This window comes from Pseudarthrobacter chlorophenolicus (assembly GCF_000962805.1).
GTDB lineage: Bacteria > Actinomycetota > Actinomycetes > Actinomycetales > Micrococcaceae > Arthrobacter > Arthrobacter chlorophenolicus_A.
On record NZ_JZTW01000013.1, the window covers coordinates 55,120 to 78,420 of the forward strand.

Below are 23,301 nucleotides of genomic sequence, written 5' to 3' on the forward strand. Positions count from 1 at the left end.
GCATTTCGTCAACTAATGTTGACGCTATGGAGGTGGACCGGATGAAGACACTCGTTGGTTCAATGGACGGTAAAGGCCCCGCCGAGGCCCTGCATGCCGTCGCCGAACTGCAGAAGGAAGTCAGCCGGGCGGAGGCAACCCTGGTCCGCGGAGCCAGGCAGGCCGGCCTGTCGTGGGAAGCCATTGCACTGTGCCTGGGCGTCACCAAGCAAGCGGTGCACCGGAAGTACGGCAAACAGTAAGGCTCTAGGCGGGCATTCCCGGCTCCGCGCCCGTCTCCAGCTTCGACAGGGCCGCGTGCACCCGGTCGCTGCCGCGCTTTTCGTCCATGACGATCGAGGCGGCCAGGGCGGCAACCATTACCAGCAAGCACGCAGGGACCGAGGCGCCTGCCGCCGCCAGGGCTACCGCGCCGCCCTGGACAGCGATGACGCCGGCCGCCACAGCGATGACCATGCGGTCGGCTCCCATCATCACGCTGTACAGCCAAGTCAGGGTCGCCTTGAAGACCGCCACCGGAATGGCAATGCTCGCCACCGCGGCCGCGGCGCTGATGTGGGCCTCGTGGTCGATGTAATAGGCGGCGACATGGAGGCCGGCGCCAGTGGCGGCGATGGCCGCGAAGATGAGGATGTGGCCGTAGCCGAACAGGTAGGACCGGTGCCGCCGCAGGTGCAGTGCCCGCCCTGCAGGGAGCATGAAATATACCCACCACATGCCGAAGGCCAGCGCCGTTCCACCGAAGCCCACCAGGGCTGCATCCATGGTCCAGCCGCTGTTGGCCACGAACGCACGCAGCGTCTCGATGGCACCGATCAGGCACTCGCCCAGCGCGATGATGGCGAGCAGCCCGTACCGTTCGGCGATGTGGTGGGCATGCCAAGGGGTGGCTGCCCTGCGCTCGGCGAAATAGGGCGTGGCCATCTCCAGCGCCACCAGCGGAACCACCATCAGGAGCGTGGCCACCACGCCGGTGTCGAGGATCAGCACTGCAACCCACCCCAGCTGGACGATGGCCAGGTACCGGGCGTAGCGCAGGCAGGTCTCGCGGCGGGACGGATCCTGGCGCGCGGCCCGCATCCACTGCGCCACCAGGGCCAGGCGCATCAGGATGTAACCGCCCACAATGACCCGGTTGTCCACGTGCTGCCCCTCGGCGATCGAGTGGAACATCGGTTCGATTCCCATGGTGAGGATCAGGACGCCCACGATCTGGACCATGGTGACCACGCGGAACACCCAATCGTCCGTGTCGTAGGCGCTGGCGAACCAGGTGAAGTTGATCCAGGCCCAGATCACGGCAAACATCGCGAACGCGAACCCGATCAGCCCGGGCAGCACGTGGGCCTCCGCGATTTCGTGGGCGAACTGGCTTCCCGCGACGCCGAAGGCAATGACGAACGTCAGGTCGAAGAAGAGTTCCAGCGGGGTGGCTGCCCGGTGTTTCTCATGCGGATCGCGGCCGCCCATGCGCGCGAACGCATGCCGGAGGGGGTTTGAGGACATGCCTCAAAGATAGCGGGACCGGACCCGCTCAGACCCTTCCCAGTGCGTCGATGTCTTCGAGGAAATCCTGGTGCACTTCGGCGCTGACGGTGGTGCGGGTTTCGGCGATCGCGGCGAGGTAGTCCTCGGTGGAGGGCCCCTTCCGCACCGCCTCGCGGACGGACGGCCGCGAATCCGAAGCCAGCCCGCCGTCGTCGTACACGGCTTTTTCCAGCGCACGCTGGGAGGCGCTGCGGGCCGCGTACTCGATGTCCGCCGGCGAGAAGCCCTCGGTCTTCTCCACGAGGAGCTCGACGTCCACGTCATCCACCACGGGGGCGGGGATAAACCGCTGCCACATGGCTTCGCGGGCCTGCCGGTCCGGCAGGCCGATGGGAATGACGTAATCGAACCGGCCGTGCCGGAGGAACGCGGTGTCCAGGGCGCGGATGAAGTTCGTGGCGCACACCAGGAGCCGGCCGGGCTGTTCGCGGAACGCCGGGATGATCTTCAGCAGCTCGTTGGTGACGCCCTGCAAGGGCGAGGGCGGGTCCCCGGCGCGCTGGGACGCGATCTCCTCCACCTCGTCGATGAAGACCACCGCGTGCTCGAGCTCCGCGATTTCGAGGAACGTTTCCCGCAGCGCCCCGGCCAGGCCCTGCGGATCCGCGGCGAGGCGGGACGGGAACACTTCAACGAACGGCCATTCCAGGCGTGAGGCGATGGCCTTGGCGAACGTGGTCTTGCCAGTTCCGGGCGGGCCGAAAAGGACGACGGCGCGCGGCGGCACCACGCCGAATTCGTCCGCAAGGTCCGCTTCAGCGAGCGGAAGCACCAGACGGCGTTCCAGGAGTTCCTTTTCCTTCCGCATGCCTGCGACGTTTTCCCAGAGGTCGCGGGCGAGGACACGGCCGCCCAGTTGGCCGAGCGCACCGAGCTCCTGCCGCTGCACAGGGATGGTGCGTTCGAAGTAGCGCAGGTTCTTCTTCAGTGCGAAGCCGCGGCCCAGGAACGCTTCCACCCGGGTTTCGGACTCCGGCATCAGGGCCGAGAGCTTGTTCAGCCCATGCGGTGCCATGCGGTTCTCGACGGCGGCCAGCAGCGAGGTGCCGATGCCCCGGCCGCGGTACTCCGGCAGGGTGGCCAGGAAGACAATCCAGCCCTGGTCGTGCGCGGCACGCCCCACCGCGGCGCCCACCACCAGGTCACCCAGCACCGCCACCACGGCGTGGTCCTTCTCGCACGAGGCCAGGACCTCGGACAGCGCGTAAACCGGCTCCACATTGGTTGCCTTCAGCGTCTCCCACAGGTGCAGGATTCCGTCCAGGTCCGCCGAGTGGAAATCCCTGATCCGCCAGTTGGTCATGCCGTCACTCCTGTTGGTTCCCCGTTGAACTGCCCATGGTCTCTCTTGCAGCGAGCATAAGGGATGGGACGCAGCGGGCCCGTTGCGGTTCCGTTGCATGACGTGCGGGAGGGTAGCCCTTCACCGTTGAGCCTGTCCGGCGCGAGGAGTAGCGTGTGATGCACATCACCCAAACCCCTAGGAGCAACCATGCCACATCTGGGACGCCGGGTAGGAGCCTTAACGGCTGCACTGGCGATGAGCGTGACGTCCGGAGCCATCATGAGCCCGGCCTCGGCCCACAAGTGGGACGACCAGCCCGAGAAGAAAGCCACCGCCACCGGATACGGGGGAGCGGTCAGCACGGTGGACGCCGACGCTTCCGCCGCCGCCATCAAGGTGCTCCGCAAGGGCGGCAACGCCGTGGACGCCGCCGTCGCAGCGGCAGCAACACTGGGGGTAACGGAGCCCTACTCAGCCGGCATCGGCGGAGGCGGCTACTTCGTGTACTACGACGCAAAGAGCGGCGAGGTCCACACACTGGACGGCCGCGAAACCGCACCTGCGGCAATGCCGAACGATGCATTCATCGATCCCAAGACCGGGAAGGCGTACAACTTCACCCCGGAGCTGGTCACCAGCGGCGTCTCCGTGGGCGTCCCCGGCACGGCGGCCACGTGGGAGCGGGCACTGGAGCGCTGGGGCAGCCTGAGCCTCGGCGATGCCCTGAAGCCTGCCATTGACGTCGCAGACAACGGGTTCACCGTGGACAGCACCTTCAACCTCCAGACCGCGGAAAACCAAGTCCGGTTTGAAGCCTTCCCGTCCACCAGCGAGCTCTACCTTCCAGGCGGCAAGGCGCCCGCCGTCGGATCTGTCCTGAAGAACCCCGACCTCGCCGCCACTTACCGTCTGCTGGGCGATGAGGGCACTGACGCCTTCTACGAGGGGCCGCTGGCCGAGGAAATCGCTGCGACGGTCCAGAACCCGCCCAAGACGGCAACCACCAAACTGCCCGTCCCCAAGGGGTTCATGACCGCCGAGGACCTGGCCAACTACGAGGTCCTGAACCAGGACCCCACCCATGTGGAATACCGGGGGTACGACGTCTACGGCATGGCACCGTCGAGCAGCGGCGGCACAACCGTAGGGGAGGCACTGAACATCCTGGCCCCGTTCGAACTGCCTGACCTGGTGAGGGGCAAGGGCAACTCCAAGAACCAGTCCGACGTCCTGCACCACTACCTGGAGGCGTCCGCGCTGGCCTTCGCTGACCGGGCCAAGTACGTGGGTGATCCGAAATTCGTGGACGTCCCCACAGAAGCCCTCCTTGACGACGTCTTCGGCAAGGAACGCGCCTGCAACATCGATCCCCGGAAAGCTGCAGTGAAGCCCGTGGCGGCGGGCTACGTTGAGAACTACGACGGCACCTGCGATGTTGCGCCGGCGGCTGGCGAGGACGCCAAGGACACCGAGAACATCAACACCACCAACCTCACCGTCTCGGACAAATGGGGCAACGTGGTGGAGTACACGCTCACCATCGAGCAGACCGGGGGATCGGGCATCGTGGTTCCCGGCCGTGGCTTCATCCTGAACAATGAACTCACGGACTTCTCCACCGTCTACGACGAAGCCGACCCCAACCGCATCCAGCCCGGCAAGCGGCCCCGGTCCTCGATGTCGCCCACCATCGTGCTGAAGGACGGCGACCCGTTCCTGGCCCTCGGTTCCCCCGGCGGCTCGACGATCATCACCACGGTGCTGCAGACGCTGGTTAACCGGATCGACCTCGGCATGAGCATTGAAGACGCCGTGGCAGCTCCCCGCGCCTCGCAGCGGAACACCGCCAACGTGACAGCGGAACAGGGCTTCATCGACTCGCCCTCCGGCAAGGTCCTGGCGGCCAAGTTCGGCCACAAGTTCGCAGCGGCCGGCAGTCCCGGCACATCGGCGGCCGAGATCGGCGCAGCAACGGCCATCGAGTTCAATCGCGACGGCGGTGTGACGGCGGTGGCTGAACCCGAAAGGCGCGGTGGCGGATCGGCCATGGTGGTCAAACCGGCCAGGTGATCCGGCGGCTGCCGACAGGCAGTTGCCCTTAAACCCTGACGGCGGCACCCGCGTTCTGTAGTTCCAGAACCCAGGTGCCGCCGTCGGACGTTAAGAAGCGCTACTTCTTGAAGGTGCCCGCCGGCGGGTTGGCAACCACCGGTGCGACGCCGGTGTGGCCTTCCCGGGTTGCGGCGATCTCGTGGATGCGCTTGCGGCAGGCGAACCAGCCGAACACCATCAGCACCGAGGCGATGGCTGTCACCATCATGGTGAGCGGCGAGTCGATGAACACCATCACCAGCACGCCCACCAGGAAGACCAGCGAGAGGTATCCGGTGAACGGGGCGCCGAACAGCCGGAACGAGGGCCGCTCCACCCATCCCTTGTCCGCCCAGCGCTTCAGCTGGATCTGGCACAGGACGATCGTGGCCCAGGTCATGATGATGCCCACGGAGGCAATGTTCAGCACGATCTCGAAGGCTTCGGCCGGGACCAGGTAGTTCAGCGGAACACCCAGCAGCGAAACGCCGGCGGTGATGGCGATGCCGCCGTAGGGGACGCCCGCCTTGTTCATGCGGGACGCGAACTTGGGCGCCGAGCCGTTGACGGACATGGAGCGCAGGATGCGGCCGGTGGAGTAGAGCCCGGCGTTCAGCGAGGACAGGGCGGCCGTGAGGACCACCAGGTTCATGATCACGTCCACGCCCTGCACACCGATCGAGCCGAAGAACGTCACGAACGGGCTGACGCCCTTCTCGTAGGAGGTGTACGGCAGCAGCAGGGCCAGCAGGATCACGGAGCCGACGTAGAACACGGCGATGCGGAAGACCACGGAGTTGATGGCCTTGGGCATGATCTTTTCCGGGTTCTCGGTTTCACCGGCCGCGGTGCCCACCAGTTCGATCGAGGCGTAGGCGAACAGGACGCCCTGCATGAGGATGATCATGGGCAGCAGGCCGTTGGGGAACACGCCGCCGTTGTCCGAGAGGAGGCTGAGGCCAACCTGCTGGCCGTCCACCGGGGTGCCGAAGATGACGAAGTAGGTGCCCACCAGGAGGAATGCCACCAGGGCTGCGACCTTGATGAGGGCGAACCAGAACTCCATCTCGCCGAAGACCTTTACGGACACGAGGTTCAGGCTCAGGACCACTACGAGGGCGGTGAGGGCCCATACCCACTGCGGGACGTCGGCCATCCAGGGGATGTAGTTGCCGAAGAAGTGCATGTAGAGCGCGGCGGCGGTGATGTCCACGATGGTGGTGGTGGCCCAGTTGATCCAGTAGAACCAGCCGGAGACGAACGCGGCTTTCTCGCCGAAGAACTCGCGGGCGTAGGAGACGAACGAGCCGGAGGAGGGGCGGTGGAGCACCAGTTCGCCGAGGGCCCGCAGGATCAGGAACGCGAAGAAGCCGCAGACGGCGTAGGCGATGACCAGCGACGGGCCGGCCGCGTTCAGGCGGCCGCCGGCGCCGAGGAACAGGCCGGTACCGATGGCGCCGCCAATGGCGATCATCTGGATCTGCCGCGGCTTCAGGCTCTTGTGATAGCCCTTGTCCTCGGCGTGCAGCGAGGTCTCGGTGGCGTGTGCGTGACCGCCGTCGATGACGTGGTCTGGGAGAGGGGACTGACTCATGGGTGTCCTTACAGACGGGGGATCTTGGGTGGGGACTACTTGCTGAGGTTGGCGAGCCGTTCGGGGCTCAGGAGTTCCTGCAGTTGGGTGGCGGTGAGCAGTCCGTGTTCCAGGACCAGCTCGGCCACGCCCTTGCCGGTGGCGAGGGCTTCCTGCGCGATGGCGGTGGCGGTGGCGTAGCCCAGGTGGGGGTTCAGGGCGGTGACCAGGCCGATGGATTGCTCCACCGTGAGCCGCAGGTGTTCGGTGTTGGCGGTGATTCCGCGGATGCAGCGGGCCGTCAGGGTGCGGCAGGCTGCTTCGAGGTGGGAGATGCTCTTGTGGAGGCTGTGGACAATCACGGGTTCGAACGCGTTGAGCTGAAGCTGCCCGGCTTCGGCGGCCATGGTGATGGTGACGTCGTTGCCGATCACTTCGTAGGCCACCTGGGAGACCACTTCCGGGATCACCGGGTTGATCTTGCCGGGCATGATGGAGGAGCCGGACTGGACGGCCGGCAGGTTGATTTCGCCCAGGCCGGCGCGCGGGCCGGAGGAGAGCAGGCGGAGGTCGTTGCAGATCTTGGACAGCTTGACCGCTACCCGCTTGAGCACGCCGGAGAGGTGGACGAACGCGCCCACGTCCTGGGTGGCCTCGATCAGGTCGACGGCGGTGACCAGCGGCAGGCCAGTGACCTCGGCCAGGTGCCGGCAGGCGGCGTCGGCGTAGCCAGCCGGGGCGTTCAGTCCGGTGCCGATGGCGGTGGCGCCGAGGTTGATCTCGTGGATCAGGAGTTCGGCCTCGGCCAGCCGCAGCCGGTCCTCGCCGATGGTGACGGCGTAGGTTCCGAATTCCTGGCCCAGGGTCATGGGGACGGCGTCCTGGAGCTGGGTGCGGCCCATCTTCACCACGGTGCGGAACTCCAGCGCTTTGGCGGCACAGGCTTCCTCCAGTTCGGCCAGGGCGTCCAGGAGTTCCCGGGCGGCGAAGATGGTGCCGAGTTTCACCGCGGTGGGGTAGACGTCGTTGGTGGACTGGCTGAGGTTGACGTGGTCGTTGGGGTGCAGCCGGGCGTAGTCACCCTTGGGGTGGCCGAGGATTTCCAGGGCGCGGTTGGCGATAACCTCGTTGGCGTTCATATTGGAGGACGTTCCGGCGCCGCCCTGGATGACGTCCACCACGAACTGCTCGGCGAGTTTGCCGTCCAGGATGTCCTGGCAGGCCTGCTCGATGGCTGCGGTGCGTTCGGCATCCAGCAGGCCAAGGTCCCGGTTGGTGCGGGCGGCGGCGAGCTTGACCGCTGCCAGGCCGCGGACCAGGTGCATGTTGGAGGAGAGCGGCTGGCCGGTGATGGGGAAGTTCTCCACAGCGCGCAGGGTGTGCACGCCCCAGTATGCCTCCGCGGGGACGTCGCGGTCACCCAGCAGGTCGTGTTCGGACCGGAAGTTTTCGGCGGTTGGTGTGATGGTCATGGGGGTCCTTACGGGCGTCGTTGTCTGGTTCGGACAGAAATCAGTTGAGGAAGTCGGTGGCCTGCAGCCGGCCCACTTCGTGGCCGCCGCCCAGCACGGGTGCGGTGGCGATGGCGGCCAGCGGGCCGGTATCAAGTCCCAGCGCCTCGAGGAGCCGGACGGTGGCCGGCATCCTGGCGCGGTCGCCGCCGTCGGAAATCTTGACGGCTGCTGCGCTGCCGTCGGCCAGGCCCACCAGCTGGACGCCTTCGAAACCGTCCTTGGCCACGGCGCCCGGCACCAGGCGCATGAGCTCCGTGACGTCGCGTCCCTCGCCCGCCACCATGTGGGGGTGCTGCTGCATGGCGAGCCCGACGGCGGCTTCCGCGCTTCGGGACGCCGGCCCGCCGTCGTCGGAGGTTCCGTCCGCCTGGCCGGCTGCGCGCGCGATGATGCCGAAGGCACGGGCCATGCCGCGAAGGGTGAGGGCGAACAGCGGGGTTCCGCAGCCGTCGGTGCTGATGGCGGCGGGTTCTTCGCCGGTCAGTTCGGTGACGGTGGCGGCGACGAGCTGCTGGAGCGGGTGGGACGGCTCAAGGTAGCCGCGGACCGGCCAGCCGTTGATGGCGCAGGTGGCGGCCATGGCGGCGTGTTTGCCCGAGCAGTTCTGGGTGAGCTGGGTGGTTTCGCCGCCGTTGCGCAGCCATTTTTCGCGTTCGGCCGTGCCGTAGGGGAGGTCAGTGCTGTTTTCGAGGTCCGCGGCGCTGAGGCCGTGCAGTTCCAGGATCCGGAGGGCGCCATCGCGGTGGCGGCTGTCGCCGGAGTGGCTGGCGGCGGCCAGGGCCAGGAGGTCCGCGGGGAGATCCAGGCCGGCCCGGACCATGGCCACGGCCTGGAGCGGCTTGAGCGAGGAGCGCGGGTAGAAGGGGGCTTCCGGGTTGCCGGCGGTGGCGGCGGTGGAGCCGTCCCTGCGCAGGGCTAGGGCCGATCCGTAGTGGACGCTTTCCACGAGGCCGCTGCGGACGGCCGCTACCAGGGGAGCGTGCTGCGGCAGGGCCAGGTGGTCCGGGGCAGGGGTGCGGGCAGCGGAAAACGCGGGGGAGGGCATGGTGTCCTTGGGGTTGCTGGCGGATTACTTGTTGAGGATGGAATCGAGGGCCTGGCCCACGGCTTCCAGGTGGCGGGCCATGGCGGTGCGCGCATTGTCCGCGGAACCTGACTCGATGGCGGCGAGGATGTGCTGGTGTTCAATGTCTGAGGCGTGCTGCCGGTCAGCCACCATGTTCAGGGTTTCCGACTGGTGGGCCAAAGCGTCCCGGATATCGGCCACAACGCTTTCGAAGACCTTGTTGCCGCTGGCACGGGCGATGGCAGCGTGGAAGGTGGAGTCCAGTGCCACCCAGGATTCGGGATCGGTTTCGGTGGCCATGGCGGCCATGATCTGGCGGAGGGTGTCCAGTTCTTCATCGGTGCGACGTTCGGCGGCCAGGCCGGCGGCAGGGATTTCGATGTGGGGGCGGGCCTCCGTCAGGTCGCGGGCGGAGTACTGCCCCAGCGTGAGGTCGTTGGCTACCTTGTTGGCCACCACGAACGTGCCCTTGCCGGTCTTGGTGACCGTCAGTCCCAACGCAGTGCAAGAGCGGAGCGCTTCCCGAATGACGGAACGGCTCACGCCGTATTGCTGGGCGAGGGTGGCCTCGGAGCTGAGTTTGCTGCCCACGGGAACCATGCCGGACTCGATGTCCACGCGGATGGCGTTGAAGACCGCCTCGGCGGCGCTGAGCCGCGCGAGGGGGAACGCAGGCTGTCCTGCTGTCCGGCTGTCTGACAGGTTCACATTTCAAATATGGCACCGGTCACACGGGGGTGTCAAGCCCCACTCCTTAGCCGCACGGGAAGAACCGGCACGAACGTGCCGTTAGATACAGACTTCCCCTACCGCAGCCAGGTCAACGCTGCTACATTGGCCTTAACCGGCACGATCGTGCCTCAGGAGGTTGGCATGACCACAGCAATGGACCTGGTTGCCGCCGAGGTCCGGGCCAGACGCGCAGCACTGCGGCTTACCCAGCGGGACCTTGCCGACATGGCAGGCGTATCGGAGCGGTTCGTGAGGTTCGTGGAGCGTGGGAAGCCAAGCGTGCAGCTGGATTCGCTGCTTGCAGTCCTGGATACCCTGGGCCTCGAACTGCGGATCGCTGACAGGGCCAGCCAGGCCGAGCGTTCCCTCGCCAGCCAGGTCCGTGCCGGGAGTGAAGCGCCGTGAGGCACCGCATCGCGGACGTCTACAAGGCAGGGATCCTCGCTGCGCGGCTGGAGCGGTACGACGGCGGAACGAGGTTCAGCTACCTGCCCGCCTACCTGGCCGGCGGAGGACCCGCCGTCGCGTCCTCCCTTCCCCTCACCGGCGAACCGGTCCTGTCCGCCGCCGGGGCCGCCCCGCCGTACTTCAGCGGCCTCCTGCCGGAAGGGCGGCGCCTGAATGCGCTGCGTCGGTCCATCAAAACCAGCGCTGACGACGACCTGTCCCTGCTGATCGCGGCTGGCGGGAACCCGGTGGGCGACGTCCAGATCATCGGCCACGGCGAACCGCTGGACCCGGACGAACATGCGGTGGAGCTGGACCCGCGGCAGCCGGTGGACTTCGATCAACTCCTGGGCGACCCGGACCTGATCGATCCCGTGGCGCTCGCCGGTGTGCAGGACAAGCTGTCCGCCGGGATGATTTCGCTGCCTGTGGCCGCCCAGGGGAAACGGTTCATCCTCAAGCTCAACGCGCCCGAGTTCCCGCACGTGGTGGAGAACGAGCTTGCTATGTTCCGTTACGCGGCCAAACTGCGGATTCCGCTAAGCCGCGTGGCGCTGATCCGGGACGTCGCCGGGCGGCCGGGCCTGCTGGTTGAACGCTTCGACCGCGTGCCGCCTCTTGACCGCACGGCCGGCGCCGGTTCCGACGGGGTCCTGCGGCTCGCCGTCGAGGACGGAGCCCAGGTTCTGGGGCTGTACCCGGCGGACAAGTACAACGTGGGGTACGGGCAGGTGTGCCGGGCTCTGGCGGAGCACTGCGCGGCTCCGCTGCCGGCCCTCCGCAACCTTGCCCTGCAGGGTGCGTTTGCCTGGCTGACCGGGAACGGCGACCTGCACGCGAAGAACGTGTCCATGGTGCAGGATCCCCGGGCCGGCTGGGTGGTCGCACCCGTCTACGACATTCCCTCCACGGTTGTTTACGGCGACAAGACGCTCGCGCTGGCCATCGACGGCAAGCGGACAGGTATCTCCCGCCGCCACTTCCTGGGCTGGACCGCGGGCCTCGGGCTTCCGGAGCGTGCCGCCGGCAAGGTCATCGACCTGGCCTTGGGGGCATCAGGACCACTGCTCGCCGACCTTGAGGCCGGCACCGCGTTTGTAGGGGCCGCTACGGCGGGGAAGAACGACGGCGGCGGGTCGCCGTTCCAGGACATCGTCACCAGGGCCTGGGTCAAGGAGTTGAAGCACCGCCGCCGGCTGTTCGAAGGGTAAGCCGCCGCGTCCTGTGGTCCCTTCAGGAGCCTTCGTACCAGCGCAGGACGCGAAAGGCGCGCAGGGTGTTCCAGCGGCTGGGTTTGCCGTCGCCGTCCTCGAGGGGGAAATGGGTTTTGCCGGCATGGGTGTCTTCCAGGAACCAGGTCCCGTCCGGCTGCTGCTTGGACCGCACCAGCTCCACTGCCTCGGCAAGGCGACCATCCGGCGCGGCTCCAGTGGCCCGGAAGTAGTCCAGCCCCCGGAGGACGTCGTAGAACCAGCGGGTGGGGTAGGAGAACTGCAGAAAGTCGGGGCTGACTACCTCGCCGGTTGATTTCCTGCGCATGAGCCGGCGGTCCAGGAGGTACTCCTCGCCGCGTTTCCTGGCAGCCCGGGATGCGGCAGTCCCGCCGCTTGCGTCTTCATACCCGAGAAGCCCTTCCAGGACGCAGATGGTGCTGTGGAACGAGGAGCGTGTGGAGCCGCGCTCGGCCTCGCAGTTCCAACCGCCGTCATCGAGCTGTTCGCCAGCGAGCCTTTCAACGATGCCGTCCACGCGTTCGCCGAAGTAGGCGCCCAGCGCCACCGCCATGCCGTTAATGCACGGTTCAGTCTCGCCCTTGAAGAACGGCTGGTTGCCCTCCTCCCAGCGGGAGTTGTCCCGGACCAGGGAGATGGCGCACCGCACCCGTTCATCGTGAGGGTCCACACCGAAGTCACGCAGGAGCAACAGGCTGTAAGTGGTGGCGGTCCAGGGTTGGCCGTCGGATTCGTGGGTGTGGCCGTCAGAGGTGTCCTCGGATGGCCAGTAAGTGCCGCCGTCCCACTGGCCGTCGGCTCCCTGCAGGGACAGCAGCCGGGCGCCCCATCCGCTGGCCGCCACCCGGCGGCGTTCCGCTTCCACGTCCTCCGCCGGCGCTCCGGCAAGGTCGCGGAGGACCTGCCAGCGGACAGCCGCGTCGGAGTCGAGGAGCCAGTCCAGCGTGCTGCCCGGCAGGGTGCGGCTCACAGGTGCTGGATGCCCGCCCGCTGCATGGCGTCCTTATAGATCTCCACGTTCTTGGTGAGGATCTCTTCCTGCTTCGTGTCCGAGACGGCGAAGGCGCGCCCGCCAAGTGCGGTGGCCTTGTAGATCTTGATGCCGTTGTTCTTCAGCGCCGCGTGGTAGGTCTTCTCGTAGAGCGTCAGGAAGGTGGACGCATCGGTTCCGTGGGCAATGATCGCCGAGACCCGGGAGTTGATCTTGAGGAACTGCCGGAACGGGCGGAGGCCGTCCGTCTTCTCCTGGACACTCAGTGCCGAGGGGCTGCCGGTGTCCCGCACCCACGGATAGGCGTTCCACGGCATGACGTAGCGGGGGTCCAGCTCGGCCAGTTCGTAAATCTGTGTTGCGCGGCGTGCCGCCTCATCATCGTTGTTGTGGGAAACGAATCCGGATTCGGTCCCCTTCCCCGGGCTGACCTGCAGGGTGACAATGCGGCATTCATCCTCGTCGTGCACCGGGTCGATGTAAGGGACCGTGGAGCCCGGCTTCTTCTCCATGAGTTCGTCGCAAAGCTGGGTTACTTGCGCGATGTTCGGTTCCTGTAGCAGGGCTTTCTTTTCGTCCCAATCAATCGTCACGATCTCTCCCTCAGCAGCACGGCGTCCAGAAACAGGCGTCTGATGCCACTCTACGCTTCCGGGGATGAGGGCGGGCAAGGCGATTTCGCGCGGGTGCCCGCGGGCTGTGGTGAAACCAGGGGCGTTTGCCCGTCCGCAGCTGCCCCGGACGGGCATGCTGTTCAATGGGGAACGTGCAGTTCACCAGGAAAGGCCTGAAAGCCGACGGTTTCTCGGGCTTCAGGCCCATCGACGATCTTGACGTCATGCGGATTCCGCAGGGAACCGGCCTCTTCGCAGTCGTCGCGCCGGCAGGATTCCTTCCGCGTTTCCTGAAGAGGAGCACGGCCGGCGTTTTCAAGAAGAGGAACCCAACCCTTACCGAACCGGAGCTCCGGGCCGAGTGGCTGGAGTCGGCAGCTGTCCTGTACATCGGCAAAGCGGGGCCGGGCAGCAAGGGAAACCGGGGACTCAGGCGCCAGATCCAGGAATTCGTTGATTTTGGGCAGGGGAAGCCACCCGGCCACTGGGACGGGAGGGCCATCTGGCAGTTGGCCGATGCGGGCCGGCTGGCCGTCGCGTGGAAGGAACTGCCGGCGGAACATCTCAACCAGGCAGAGGCCGCCTACCACGCCGGCTTCGTGGCTGACTTCGGCAGGCTGCCGTTCGCGAATCTCATCCAGGCGCGCGGCAACGCTGCCCGCTGACGGCGAAGGCAGCCCGGCAGGCCCCGCCGCCTAGCCCTGTGAAGCCGCCCATCCGCCGTCGTACGTGAAATGGCCGCCCACCAGCGTCGCCGCGACGGGCATCGCCGCCAGCCCGGAGTCCGGAACCGCCAGGGGATCGGCGTCAAGAAGCACCAGGTCCGCCGGGCTGCCCACCTGAACGGTGTCGCGGCCCCGGGTGGAGGCGGCCAGGGCCTGCTCGCGGGTGATGGCTTCCTGTGGCTGCCACGGGTCGCGGCCGTCGAAGGAAGAGCGCGTGGTGGCGGCCGACACCGCTGCCCAGGGGTCCAGCGCGGCAACCGGCGCATCCGATCCCAGCGCCAGCGTGGCACCTGCGTCGAGCAGCGACCGCAGCGGGAAAGCCCGGTCTGTCCGCCCGCTCCAGTTGGCCTCTGCGGCGTCCCGGTCGTCCAGCGCATGCGCCGGCTGCACGCTGGCCACCACGCCCAAGGCAGCGAAACGGGCAAAATCCTCCCGCCGGACAAACTGGGCATGCTCAATCCGGCCACCGATGCCCGCATGCTCGAACGCGTCCAAAGCCACCCGGTTGGCGGCATCACCGATGGCATGGACTGCCGGGACGAACCCGGTTTCCCGTGCCCGCCGCAGCAGGGCCCGCAGTTCATCTATCGGAACGGTCAGCAGGCCATGCCCGCCGAAAGGGTAGGGATCCACGCAATATGCGGTCCGGGTGTTCAGGGACCCGTCAATCAGGACTTTCAGCGGGCCGGTGCGGAGCAAACCGTTGCCTCCGGGTACCTCCCTGTCCGTCCGCAGGCCCTCTGCCGCAGCCCGCTCCAGGTCCGCCGGGTACACGCCGGCCTCCACGCGCAGGCTGTCGAAACCGGCGGCCATCCGCCGCAGCCACGGATCGCGGTTCCATGTCATCTCAAAATCAACTACGCCCACCACGCCCCTGGCGGCGGCATCCTTGGCGGCCTGGCTGATCCAGCCGTCCACCACGGCATCCGGCAGCCGGCCCAGCTCACGGGTCAGGAGGAAGGCGGGTTCTTCGCGGAGCAGGCCCGAGGCGTCCACCCGGAGCCCGTAGCGGCGGGCGGCAGCGGTGTTCACCCACACGCAGTGCAGGTCGTGGCTGATCAGCGCGGCCGGCCGTTTCCCGGCGGCGGCATCCAGCATGGCCAACGTGGGTGTGTCCGGCCAGAGGGCATCCCGGAAGCCCACCCCCACGGCGGTGATCGGGTGGCCGGGTCCGGTCCCTTCCGCGGGATCCGCGGCAATGAAGCGTCCGACGGCGGCGGCCGCCTCGTGCGCGGACGTCGCCGCGGAGAGGTCCAGCCGGTTCGCGTGCAGCGCCCACTGGGTGAAATGGACGTGTTCGTCCCACAGGCCCGGGATGATGAACCGGCCGGCGCAGTCGACGGTCCTGAGGGGCCGGGCCTTATGCGCCAGCGTCCCCGCCGGACTGATCCCTGCCACCACCCCGCCGCGGAGGTGCACGTCCAGGGGTGCCTTCGAACCGGGGCGGCGCACGGAGGCCAGGATCAGTTCCGCGGCAGCGTCCGTCATCGTGTTGCCGTCACCGGGGTGCTGTCACTGTGCTGCCGCCACGGGGAATCCGGTCGCTGCCCACAGCCCGTCATGCGGGCCCGCGGAGGCGGTCCATGTCCCGCCGGTCCTTCTTAGTGGGACGGCCGGTGCCCCGGTCCCGCTGGGGGATCCCCAGGGCGGGGGCCACGGGACGGGGCGGGGTGTGGTCGGTGAAGCAGTGTGACGCCACCTCCGCGCCGACGCGTTTAACGATCAGGCGGCGGACCTCAAGGATCCGCTCGTAGCCGGGCATCCGGACCGTCACCTTATCGCCGGTGACGAGGGTGGCGGATGCCTTGGCCGGTGTGCCGTTGAGGCGGACATGGCCGGCGCGGCAGGCTGCGGTGGCGGCCGAACGCGTCTTGTAGGCGCGGATGGCCCACAGCCACGCGTCAATGCGGGCGCTGGCGGGGGAGGAGGGAAGGCTCGTCATGGTTGGCACCGAGTATAGCCCCGGCGCCCGGACCCCAGCCTTAGGCCACTGTCACCCGGACCTGCTGAACCATGTTGTTGGCCATGCCCTGGTAGTTCCAGTTCTGCTCCAGGGGTTGGGTGGCGCCGGTGGCATCAGTGGCGCGGCAGGACAGCACGTGCTCGCCGGGCTCCGCCACCCACGGCAGCGTCCACTTCCGCCACGCAAATCCACCCAGCGGCTTCTCCAGCTGCGCCGGCAGCCAGGCCCCGTCAATGCCGACGTCCACTCCGGTCACCGCGCCCCCACCGGACCACGCCCGGCCCTGCAGCAGGACAGGCCCGGCGGCCAGGGTCCGTTTCCGTGTGAGGAAGTCCGGAATGCCCGGCGGAACCATCAGCGAACGCACCCTGATGCGCGAAACCGGTGTGCCGGCGTCGTCCGCGGAATCCTGGTAGCGGTAGGCGACGTGCTGCTGGTAGCCGGTGAAGGGGGCGGTGACCACCTCGATGGACTCCAGCCACTTCACGCTGGCCATGCCGTACCAGCCGGGCACTACGAGACGCAGTGGGTAGCCGTGCTGGGGCGGGAGTTCGTGGCCGTTCATCGCGTAGGCAAGCACCACGTCGGCCCGCAGCGCCTCGCGGATCGGCAGGCTGCGCGCGTACCGCTGGCGGACGCCGCCCTGGATGCCGGCGTCGGCACCGGTGAAGACGACTTCCCGTGCGCTGGGCAGGACGCCCGCCTTGCCCAGCAGGTAGGCGAGCGGAACACCCGTCCAGTACGCCGTCCCCACGGCTTCGAGGACCCAGGGCTGGCTGATGGGCCGGGGGCTGAGCAGGGACCGTCCGTTGCCGGCGCACTCGAGCGTCACGGGGACGGTGATGGCGGGGTCCTTGTGCAGGGCCGCCATGCTCAGTTCCAGGGACCGTTCCACCGCCCCGCCGATCAGCAGGTGCCAGGAGCTGGCATCAAGGTCCGGGATGTCGAAGTGCGTGAGGACATAGTGCAGGCCCGGTGGAGTGACATCGCGGCGCATCGCCTCCAGCGGCATGGAGTGGTTGCGGGCAGAGAGCTGGAGCTCCTCCGCGGTCAGCGGCCCAGTGGAAGGCCCGGCCGGCGCCGTGCCCTCCGGGGTTTCCGCCTGGGTGGACTGCAGGTTGTGATGGGTCTGCGTCATGGCGCTGCGATTCTGTGGGCGGACGGCGGGGCGGTGATACCTTGCCTCTGGTTTACGCCCGCCCCGCGCGCCCGTCAACGCCCCTGCACCGGAGTTTTTGGACAGATATGACGAGATAACGGCCCATAAACCCCTCATATCTGCCCAAAAACTCCGGGAGGTTAGAGGACCGGCCGGGTCAGGAACTCCGCCAGGCTGATGGGGTCCTGGCCCGTCAGGCCGTGCACGTCCGGGGAAACGCCGGCCATCTCGCCCGCCGCCATGGCGGTGTACGTGCTGACCCAGGCATCCACCTGCCACTGCGGCGCGTTGTAGGGTGCACGCGACGCGTAGGCCTCCTCCACCGTCTCCGCCTGGTAGCGCACGTTCCTGCCGGTACCTTCGCTGATGATCTGCGCGGCCCGTGCCATGGTGAGTTCTTCCGGACCCGTGAGGTGGTAGGTCTTTCCCTTGTGGATGGCGGGGTCACGCAGTACTGCCACCGCACTGCGTGCAATGTCCTCCCGCGCCACCCCGGAAAACACGCCGTCACCGGCCGGGCCTTTGATGACGCCTTGCTCATCGGTCATCAGCGGCAGGAAGTCCAGGTAGAAGTTGTCCCGCAGGAACGTGTAATCCATCCCGGAGGCCCGGATCCGCTCTTCGGTGGCGTAGTGGTCCCGGGCCAGCGTGAAGGTGGCATCCGGGGCCGCCCCGTAAAAGGACGTGTACACCACGTGCTCCACCCCGGCGGCGGCCGCGGCATCCACGAATGCAAAGTGCTGCTGCAACCGGTCCTCCGCCTCGGCGGCGGACACCATGAACAGCACCCGGACCCCTTCAAGGGCACTCCGGGCGGCCTCCGCGTCCCCGTAACTGCACACGGCGGTGGCCGCCTCCTCCAGGTCGGGTGCGCGGGACGGGTCCCGCACCAGGAGGCGCTGGGCGAAACCAGCGCCCGCGAGTTCCCGGGCCACCATGCCGCCCAGCCCGCCGGTGGAGCCAGTGACCGCAAGGTCCGGCAGGTCCGCCGCCATGTGCCTAGGCTTCCCGGGTAGCGGGTGACTTGGTCTGGGCGGGGTCGCGTTCCCCGAGGGCACCAATGGCGTCGTCGATCTTCTTCAGGACGTCCGGATCCAGCTTCACGCCGGCGGCAGCCACGCTGTCGGCGATCTGCTCGGGCCGTGAAGCGCCCACGATCGCGGAAGCCACGTTAGGGTTCTGCAGCACCCAGGCAACAGCAAGCTGCGGCATGGACAGGCCTGCCTCCTCCGCGATCGGCTTGAGGTCCTGCACGCCCTGCAGGACGTCGTCGCGCATCCACCGCGAGATCATCTTGGCGCCGCCCTTCTCGTCCGTGGCGCGGCTGCCTTCGGGCGCCGGCTGGCCGGGCAGGTACTTGCCGCTCAGGACACCCTGGGCCATCGGTGACCAGACGATCTGGGACACTCCCAGTTCCTCCGACGCCGGTACCACCTCGGCTTCGATGACACGCCAGAGCATGGAGTACTGGGGCTGGTTGGAGATGAGCTGGAAGCCCAGTTCCTTGGACAGTTTGTGGCCCTCGCGAAGCTGGTCCGCAGTCCATTCGCTGACGCCGATGTAAAGGGCCTTGCCCTGGCGGACAATGTCAGCGAACGCCTGCATGGTCTCCTCGAGCGGCGTCTCGAAGTCGTACCGGTGGGCCTGGTAGAGGTCGATGTAATCCGTCTGCAGCCGGCGCAGCGAGCCGTTGACGGAATCCATGATGTGCTTGCGGGACAGGCCAAGATCGTTCTTGCCCTTGGGGCCGGTGGGGCCGAAGACCTTAGTGAAGATTTCCAGCGATTCGCGGCGTTCGCCCTTCAGCGCCTCGCCCAGGACCGTCTCCGCCGCGGTGTTGGCGTACACGTCGGCAGTGTCGAAGGTGCTGATGCCGGCGTCGAGGGCGGCGCGCACGCATTGGGAAGCGACGTCGTTCTCCACCTGGGAGCCGTGGGTCAACCAGTTGCCGAAAGTGATTTCCGAGACTTTGAAACCGCTGTTTCCGAGGTATCTGAATTCCATGGGCTTCACGCTAGCGGAGATGGTTGCTCAGGGTAAGGGCCGTCCGCCGTTCCGTGCGGCGTCGGATTCCGTCCGCTTCTGCTCTTGGCCGTGCTTGAGCACCTGCTGCGCAGAGAGGGACACCAGCGATCCGGTGTCCAGGGGCGGCAGCACCTGCGGAGCCTGTGGCTTTTGGAAGGAATGCGGGACTTCGCGGACGGGGCGGTGGTTGTGCAGCGCTGATTCCACGAGCGGCGCCACGGACTCCACCTTCTCCGCCGGAACCGCAGGATCAGGGAGGTCCCGCACCGAGAGCTTGATTTCGGGTTTCGCGGCGCGCTCCCGGGCCGTGGCTCGGGCGTCGGCTTCGGCCACGGCGGAGGCCCAGTCCTCGGCAAGGACCGGTTGCTCGCGGCGTGTTCCGGATTTAGGGGCGACAGCGGTGCCCAGGGCCGATTTCGCCAGGGCGGACTTCGCGAAAGCGGACTTTACGCGCGCCGGCTTGAGTGCCGCAGCCCAGCCCCGCGATGGGCGCACGGATCCTGGCGCAGCGCCGGTGCCGGACTCGGGCTCGCCCAGGCGGGTCCCGTACAGCTGCACCAGGGGCATCCCGTCCTTCCGTTTGCCCTTTCCGAACAGCCGCATCAGGACGATGGCGGCCAGCCGGCCCACACCGGCGAGGAGCAGGGTGATGACGCCCAGGAGGAAGAGGACGAAGAAGATCAGGAAGGCGACGCCCACCGTGCCCAAAAAGGTCAGGTTGAGGACGAGCGTGTCCGGATTCTCCACGATTCATCTCTCCTCTCTGCCGGCAGCTTGGGCCCGCGGCGGCGCCCCCACACACGGCAGCAGCTTCGTATCCACCTTACGGATTTTTGCGCCGCAGTGCCCCAGGCGCGGGGGGCGTCCGCGGGGTTGTAGCAAAGCCGTTACCGGATGTGACAGCATCCCGGTATGACAAAAATCGGAGCACAGGACCGTTGCCCCTGCCTGTCCGGGGAACAGTACGCCTCCTGCTGCGGCCGGTTCCATTCAGGCGGGGCTGAAGCGGCCACCGCGGAGCAGCTGATGCGTTCCCGGTACACGGCCTTTGTCCTCTTGGACCGGGGCTACCTGCTCCGGACATGGCACCCGGACACAGCCCCGCGGGACCTGCAGCTGGACCCGGAAATGCAGTGGCGGCGCCTGGACATCGCGGCCACCGGCGGAGGCGGCCCTTTCGACACCGAGGGAACGGTGGAGTTCAAGGCACATTTTCGGCATACCGGAGAGCGCGGCGTGCTGCACGAAACCAGCCGGTTCGTCCGTTCGGAAGGCCGGTGGCTTTACGTGGACGGGGACATCCGGGACTGACTACTCGTCGTAGTCGTTGTCCGGCGTGAATCCGGCCCGGTCAACCTTCCGGTGGAAGTGCATCCCGGCCAGCCCGCCCAGTACTGCGCCCACCAGCGCAACCACGGCTACCACTACGGCGGCGATGATGCTGGTGGTGGTCAACTCACCCTCATTGATGGGGATCCGCGGGAAGCTGTTGAGGTTGGCCAGCACATTGAACTGCTGTCCGGCCACCAGGCCCAGGATGGCGATGACGATCGCGGCGATCAACGCCCAGACCCACACCATGAGGCCTTGCTTGGCACCGTTGAAGCGCGCCATCCGGCCGGCCACGTAGCCGCCGGAGTAGTAGGACACGAACAGGATCACCAGCAGCACAATGATGCCAACCAGGCCTACCGTGCCGCTGTTCCGGGTGGCCTGGTTCACGGCTTCGTTGACGTCCGTGTTGTTGGCCAGCCCCACGGCGGTACCGGCTGCGGCCACCAGCGCGGTGAGCAGGACTGCCATGCCGGTTGCGGTCAGCCAGCCAAAGAATGCGGAGCCCACCTTGATGCCGCCGAACTGTTCCTTCTGCCGGGCCACCGCAGTTTCGCGGTCGGCCAGGTTCGGGTCCACGGCCGCGGCCGGGACGGCTGCGGTCCGCGTGGTTGCCGCGGATCCGCTGCGGTCCGAGTAGTCCCGGTCCGGGTCGGTCCGCTCTGCGTAGACCTCCTGGCGGTAGTCGCGCTCCGCGGATGCGGCCGGCGCCTCAGAGTACGAACGCGTGGCATCGCCGGCGGACGTCCGGTCGATGGGACGCGTTGCATTATCAGCCGGAGTGCGGTCGATGGAGCGCGTGGCCTGGTTGTCCGCGTCACCGGGACGGCCGGTTTCGCCACGGCCGTCCTGCCGCGCTCGCCGGGGAGGAAGGTTCTCTGGGTCCGTGGAGCTGCTCATGAATCCACTCAACCACCGCCCCACCCCGATAGCAAGGATGCTTACGATTCCGTGACCTGCGGTTCTACCGGTATTTGCGGTGCAGGTTCTCCCTCGCCGACGGCCCGTGGGAGGCATCGGCAATCCACGGCCCGGTGCCCTCGGACTGGTCCAGGACCCCCTCCTCCAACCAGGCGTAATCCCCGGCGAGGACCTTGCGCGTAAGGCTGTGGTCGCCGTCGTCCGTGTTCCGCCAAAGCTGGTCGAAGTATTCGTCCACACGCACCCGCGCCTGCTCGCAGTAGGCTTCGGCGAGTTCGTAGGCGCTCGCGGCCCGCCCTGGATCGGTGCGCAGCAGCATCTCCGCGCGCGAGCAGCACGCGGTCATGGCGAACAGTTCGGCACCGATGTCCACGACGCGGCCCAGGAAGGCCTGTTTGCGCTCGAGCTTCGCCTGCCACCGGCCCATGGCGTAGAAAGTCTGGCGGGCCAGCCGGCGGGAGGAGCGTTCGACGAACCGCAACTGCCGGGCCAGCCGCCCGAACTCGCTGTAGGAGCGCGGGTCCATCCCCGCGCCGGCCACCAGCTTGGGCAGCCACTTGGCGTAGAAGCCGGAGGCGCCGACGGCGGCCTTGGCTTTGTCCGACAGGCTCGCGTCCATTGAGGCCAGGTCGCCCGCGGCGGCCAGGTGCGCGTCAACAGCTTCGCGCGCGATCAGCAGGCGCATGATCTCGGAGGACCCTTCGAAGATCCTGTTGATCCGCAGGTCCCGCAGCTGCTGCTCGGCGGGCACTGCACGCTCCCCGCGTGCGGCCAAGGACTCCGCGGTCTCAAAACCGCGTCCGCCGCGGATCTGGACCAGCTCGTCAGCGATTTGGCAGCTGATTTCCGTGGCCCACAACTTGGCCAGGGCCGCCTCGATCCGCACGTCCTTCTGGCCCGCGTCCGCAAGCTCGGCAGCGAGCTCGAATACGGCATCGAGAGCGAAGGCAGATGCCGCGATGAAGGCGATCTTCTTTCCCACCGCCTCGTGCTCGCCCACGGGCCGGCCCCACTGGGTACGGGCGTTGGACCATTCGCGGGCGATCTTCAGGCTCCAGCGCCCGGACGCGACGCACAGCGCAGGCAGGGCCAGGCGTCCGGTGTTAAGGGTGGTCAGGGCAATCTTCAGGCCCTGCCCTTCGCGTCCCAGCCGGTTGGCCGCGGGCACCCGGACCTGGTGGAAGCGGGTGACGCCATTTTCGATTCCGCGCAGGCCCATGAAGGCGTTCCGGTTCTCCACCGTGATCCCGGGCGAGTCCATCTCCACCACGAATGCGCTGATGCCGCCTTTATGGGCTGTCCCATCGGCGTCTGTATGCGCGGGGACCACGGCCATCACCACCACCAGTTCCGCGATCACCCCGTTGGTGGTCCACAGCTTCACGCCGTCCAAAAGGTAGGCGTCGCCGTCGTCCGTGGGTGTGGCAGTGCTGCCCAGCCTGGCGGGGTCGCTGCCCACATCCGGTTCGGTGAGGAGGAACGCGGTGATGGCGCCGGCCGCGCAGCGCGGCAGGTACTCCTTTTTCTGTGCCGGGGAGCCGAAGACCTTGACCGGCTCGGGCACGCCGATGGACTGGTGTGCCGAAAGGAGCGCGCCGAGGCTGGGGTGGACGCTGCCCAGCAGCGCAAGAGCACGGCCGTAGTACACCAGCGAGAGGCCCAGCCCGCCGTATTCCTCGGGAATTTTCATGCCAAAGACGCCCAGGTCCGCCAATCCGCGGATGTACTCGTCCGGAATCTGTGACGCGCGCTCGATCACCCGGCCATCCATGGTGCGGGCGAACGCGGTGAGCCTGGCCATGAATGCTTCGCCACGCTCAACATCGGCGGGATCGGGCGTGGGCCAGGGGTGGACCAGGCTGAGGTCGAAGTTGCCCAGGTAGATGCCCTTGGCGAAGCTGGGCCGGTCCCATCCGGTCTCCCGGGCGGCCTCGGCCACGGCGCGGGCTTCACCAGCGGTGACGCCGGAACCGATCTTGCCGGCGGGTACGGGCGTTTCTTCAGCCGGTGCGTCAGTGGACGGGGTGTGCGTGGCGGAGGTCATGGGTTATCTCCTTGGCCGGGATGGCCGGTGAAGCCATGG

The 23,301-nt window shown here is 67.5% G+C and carries 22 protein-coding genes; 6 read left to right on the forward strand and 16 right to left on the reverse strand.

All coding sequences use genetic code 11. The annotated features are described in order from the left end of the window. Positions 1-41 precede the first annotated feature (41 nt). Positions 42-242: a transcriptional regulator gene (locus UC32_RS13710; RefSeq protein ID WP_082072123.1), complete on the forward strand. Its 201-nt coding sequence runs from the start codon at positions 42-44 to the stop codon at positions 240-242. Positions 243-246: 4 nt separating this feature from the next. On the opposite strand, the gene UC32_RS13715 is transcribed toward UC32_RS13710, so the two are convergent. Further along, on the reverse strand, positions 247-1,506 hold the full coding sequence (locus tag UC32_RS13715) for a low temperature requirement protein A (protein WP_045731756.1): 1,260 nt from the start codon (positions 1,504-1,506) through the stop codon (positions 247-249). A 28-nt stretch (positions 1,507-1,534) separates the two neighbouring features. Next, positions 1,535-2,851 (reverse strand): ATP-binding protein, encoded by a 1,317-nt coding sequence (locus UC32_RS13720; RefSeq protein ID WP_045731757.1) that lies wholly within the window; start codon positions 2,849-2,851, stop codon positions 1,535-1,537. Between the two features lie 189 nt (positions 2,852-3,040). Here UC32_RS13720 and ggt point away from each other — a divergent pair, with 189 nt between their 5' ends. Then, positions 3,041-4,903: a gamma-glutamyltransferase gene (ggt, locus tag UC32_RS13725; protein WP_045731758.1), complete on the forward strand. Its 1,863-nt coding sequence runs from the start codon at positions 3,041-3,043 to the stop codon at positions 4,901-4,903. Between the two features lie 100 nt (positions 4,904-5,003). On the opposite strand, the gene UC32_RS13730 is transcribed toward ggt, so the two are convergent. Genes UC32_RS13730 through UC32_RS13745 form a run of 4 tightly spaced genes read right to left on the reverse strand, consistent with a single transcriptional unit; the run spans position 5,004 to position 9,785 of the window. Then, a complete protein-coding gene (locus UC32_RS13730; protein WP_045731759.1) occupies positions 5,004-6,518 on the reverse strand; it encodes an amino acid permease in 1,515 nt (504 codons plus the stop codon). Between the two features lie 35 nt (positions 6,519-6,553). Continuing rightward, positions 6,554-7,969, reverse strand: coding sequence for an aspartate ammonia-lyase (locus tag UC32_RS13735; RefSeq protein WP_045731760.1), 1,416 nt, complete (start codon positions 7,967-7,969; stop codon positions 6,554-6,556). A 40-nt stretch (positions 7,970-8,009) separates the two neighbouring features. Beyond that, complete coding sequence (locus UC32_RS13740) at positions 8,010-9,056, reverse strand: asparaginase (protein WP_045731761.1); 1,047 nt, start codon at positions 9,054-9,056, stop codon at positions 8,010-8,012. A 24-nt stretch (positions 9,057-9,080) separates the two neighbouring features. Next, the gene (locus UC32_RS13745; RefSeq protein WP_045731762.1) at positions 9,081-9,785 is read right to left on the reverse strand and encodes a FadR/GntR family transcriptional regulator; all 705 of its coding nucleotides are present in this window, start codon (positions 9,783-9,785) and stop codon (positions 9,081-9,083) included. A gap of 165 nt (positions 9,786-9,950) precedes the next feature. On the opposite strand from UC32_RS13745, the gene UC32_RS13750 reads away from it, so the two are divergent. Together UC32_RS13750 and UC32_RS13755 are read left to right on the forward strand one after the other, a co-directional pair. Continuing rightward, positions 9,951-10,214 (forward strand): type II toxin-antitoxin system Y4mF family antitoxin, encoded by a 264-nt coding sequence (locus UC32_RS13750; protein WP_015938902.1) that lies wholly within the window; start codon positions 9,951-9,953, stop codon positions 10,212-10,214. After that, a complete protein-coding gene (locus UC32_RS13755) occupies positions 10,211-11,467 on the forward strand; it encodes a type II toxin-antitoxin system HipA family toxin (protein ID WP_045731763.1) in 1,257 nt (418 codons plus the stop codon). The genes UC32_RS13750 and UC32_RS13755 overlap by 4 nt, the downstream gene beginning before the upstream one ends. 22 nt (positions 11,468-11,489) lie before the next feature. Here UC32_RS13755 and UC32_RS13760 read toward each other — a convergent pair whose 3' ends face one another. Together UC32_RS13760 and UC32_RS13765 are read right to left on the reverse strand one after the other, a co-directional pair. Further along, entirely contained in the window at positions 11,490-12,458 is a 969-nt protein-coding gene (locus UC32_RS13760) for a prenyltransferase/squalene oxidase repeat-containing protein (RefSeq protein WP_045731764.1), read from the reverse strand. Continuing rightward, positions 12,455-13,072, reverse strand: a complete 618-nt coding sequence (locus tag UC32_RS13765) for a uracil-DNA glycosylase family protein (RefSeq protein ID WP_015938899.1) — start codon at positions 13,070-13,072, stop codon at positions 12,455-12,457. Before UC32_RS13765 ends, UC32_RS13760 begins: the two co-directional genes overlap by 4 nt. A gap of 164 nt (positions 13,073-13,236) precedes the next feature. Between UC32_RS13765 and UC32_RS13770 the strand changes: the two genes are divergently transcribed. Continuing rightward, positions 13,237-13,758 (forward strand): hypothetical protein, encoded by a 522-nt coding sequence (locus tag UC32_RS13770; RefSeq protein ID WP_045731765.1) that lies wholly within the window; start codon positions 13,237-13,239, stop codon positions 13,756-13,758. 30 nt (positions 13,759-13,788) lie between these two features. Here UC32_RS13770 and UC32_RS13775 read toward each other — a convergent pair whose 3' ends face one another. The 6 genes from UC32_RS13775 to UC32_RS13800 form a co-directional block, all read right to left on the reverse strand. Then, positions 13,789-15,306, reverse strand: a complete 1,518-nt coding sequence (locus UC32_RS13775; protein ID WP_045731766.1) for an amidohydrolase — start codon at positions 15,304-15,306, stop codon at positions 13,789-13,791. 70 nt (positions 15,307-15,376) lie between these two features. Next, positions 15,377-15,760: an RNA-binding S4 domain-containing protein gene (locus UC32_RS13780; protein WP_045731767.1), complete on the reverse strand. Its 384-nt coding sequence runs from the start codon at positions 15,758-15,760 to the stop codon at positions 15,377-15,379. Positions 15,761-15,800: 40 nt separating this feature from the next. Then, positions 15,801-16,919: a sulfite oxidase gene (locus UC32_RS13785; RefSeq protein ID WP_045731768.1), complete on the reverse strand. Its 1,119-nt coding sequence runs from the start codon at positions 16,917-16,919 to the stop codon at positions 15,801-15,803. Positions 16,920-17,080: 161 nt separating this feature from the next. After that, complete coding sequence (locus tag UC32_RS13790) at positions 17,081-17,935, reverse strand: SDR family oxidoreductase (RefSeq protein ID WP_045731769.1); 855 nt, start codon at positions 17,933-17,935, stop codon at positions 17,081-17,083. A gap of 4 nt (positions 17,936-17,939) precedes the next feature. Then, positions 17,940-18,944: an aldo/keto reductase family protein gene (locus UC32_RS13795; protein WP_045731770.1), complete on the reverse strand. Its 1,005-nt coding sequence runs from the start codon at positions 18,942-18,944 to the stop codon at positions 17,940-17,942. Positions 18,945-18,971: 27 nt separating this feature from the next. Further along, a complete protein-coding gene (locus UC32_RS13800; protein WP_045731771.1) occupies positions 18,972-19,712 on the reverse strand; it encodes a hypothetical protein in 741 nt (246 codons plus the stop codon). A 165-nt stretch (positions 19,713-19,877) separates the two neighbouring features. On the opposite strand from UC32_RS13800, the gene UC32_RS13805 reads away from it, so the two are divergent. After that, entirely contained in the window at positions 19,878-20,276 is a 399-nt protein-coding gene (locus UC32_RS13805; RefSeq protein WP_045731772.1) for a YchJ family protein, read from the forward strand. Here the strand turns inward: UC32_RS13805 and UC32_RS13810 are convergent, their stop codons facing one another. After that, positions 20,277-21,197, reverse strand: a complete 921-nt coding sequence (locus tag UC32_RS13810) for a TIGR04086 family membrane protein (RefSeq protein WP_045731773.1) — start codon at positions 21,195-21,197, stop codon at positions 20,277-20,279. A gap of 64 nt (positions 21,198-21,261) precedes the next feature. Beyond that, entirely contained in the window at positions 21,262-23,262 is a 2,001-nt protein-coding gene (locus UC32_RS13815) for an acyl-CoA dehydrogenase family protein (protein WP_045731774.1), read from the reverse strand. Positions 23,263-23,301: the final 39 nt, after the last annotated feature.

What these genes read in the sequence shown, in the direction of transcription:
- UC32_RS13710 (WP_082072123.1), top strand. Translation starts at nt 42, where the DNA reads ATGAAGACACTCGTTGGTTCAATGGACGGTAAAGGCCCCGCCGAGGCC.
- UC32_RS13715 (WP_045731756.1), bottom strand. Translation starts at nt 1,506, where the DNA reads ATGTCCTCAAACCCCCTCCGGCATGCGTTCGCGCGCATGGGCGGCCGC.
- UC32_RS13720 (WP_045731757.1), bottom strand. Translation starts at nt 2,851, where the DNA reads ATGACCAACTGGCGGATCAGGGATTTCCACTCGGCGGACCTGGACGGA.
- ggt (WP_045731758.1), top strand. Translation starts at nt 3,041, where the DNA reads ATGCCACATCTGGGACGCCGGGTAGGAGCCTTAACGGCTGCACTGGCG.
- UC32_RS13730 (WP_045731759.1), bottom strand. Translation starts at nt 6,518, where the DNA reads ATGAGTCAGTCCCCTCTCCCAGACCACGTCATCGACGGCGGTCACGCA.
- UC32_RS13735 (WP_045731760.1), bottom strand. Translation starts at nt 7,969, where the DNA reads ATGACCATCACACCAACCGCCGAAAACTTCCGGTCCGAACACGACCTG.
- UC32_RS13740 (WP_045731761.1), bottom strand. Translation starts at nt 9,056, where the DNA reads ATGCCCTCCCCCGCGTTTTCCGCTGCCCGCACCCCTGCCCCGGACCAC.
- UC32_RS13750 (WP_015938902.1), top strand. Translation starts at nt 9,951, where the DNA reads ATGACCACAGCAATGGACCTGGTTGCCGCCGAGGTCCGGGCCAGACGC.
- UC32_RS13770 (WP_045731765.1), top strand. Translation starts at nt 13,237, where the DNA reads ATGGGGAACGTGCAGTTCACCAGGAAAGGCCTGAAAGCCGACGGTTTC.
- UC32_RS13775 (WP_045731766.1), bottom strand. Translation starts at nt 15,306, where the DNA reads ATGACGGACGCTGCCGCGGAACTGATCCTGGCCTCCGTGCGCCGCCCC.
- UC32_RS13780 (WP_045731767.1), bottom strand. Translation starts at nt 15,760, where the DNA reads ATGACGAGCCTTCCCTCCTCCCCCGCCAGCGCCCGCATTGACGCGTGG.
- UC32_RS13785 (WP_045731768.1), bottom strand. Translation starts at nt 16,919, where the DNA reads ATGACGCAGACCCATCACAACCTGCAGTCCACCCAGGCGGAAACCCCG.
- UC32_RS13790 (WP_045731769.1), bottom strand. Translation starts at nt 17,935, where the DNA reads ATGGCGGCGGACCTGCCGGACCTTGCGGTCACTGGCTCCACCGGCGGG.
- UC32_RS13795 (WP_045731770.1), bottom strand. Translation starts at nt 18,944, where the DNA reads ATGGAATTCAGATACCTCGGAAACAGCGGTTTCAAAGTCTCGGAAATC.
- UC32_RS13805 (WP_045731772.1), top strand. Translation starts at nt 19,878, where the DNA reads ATGACAAAAATCGGAGCACAGGACCGTTGCCCCTGCCTGTCCGGGGAA.
- UC32_RS13810 (WP_045731773.1), bottom strand. Translation starts at nt 21,197, where the DNA reads ATGAGCAGCTCCACGGACCCAGAGAACCTTCCTCCCCGGCGAGCGCGG.
- UC32_RS13815 (WP_045731774.1), bottom strand. Translation starts at nt 23,262, where the DNA reads ATGACCTCCGCCACGCACACCCCGTCCACTGACGCACCGGCTGAAGAA.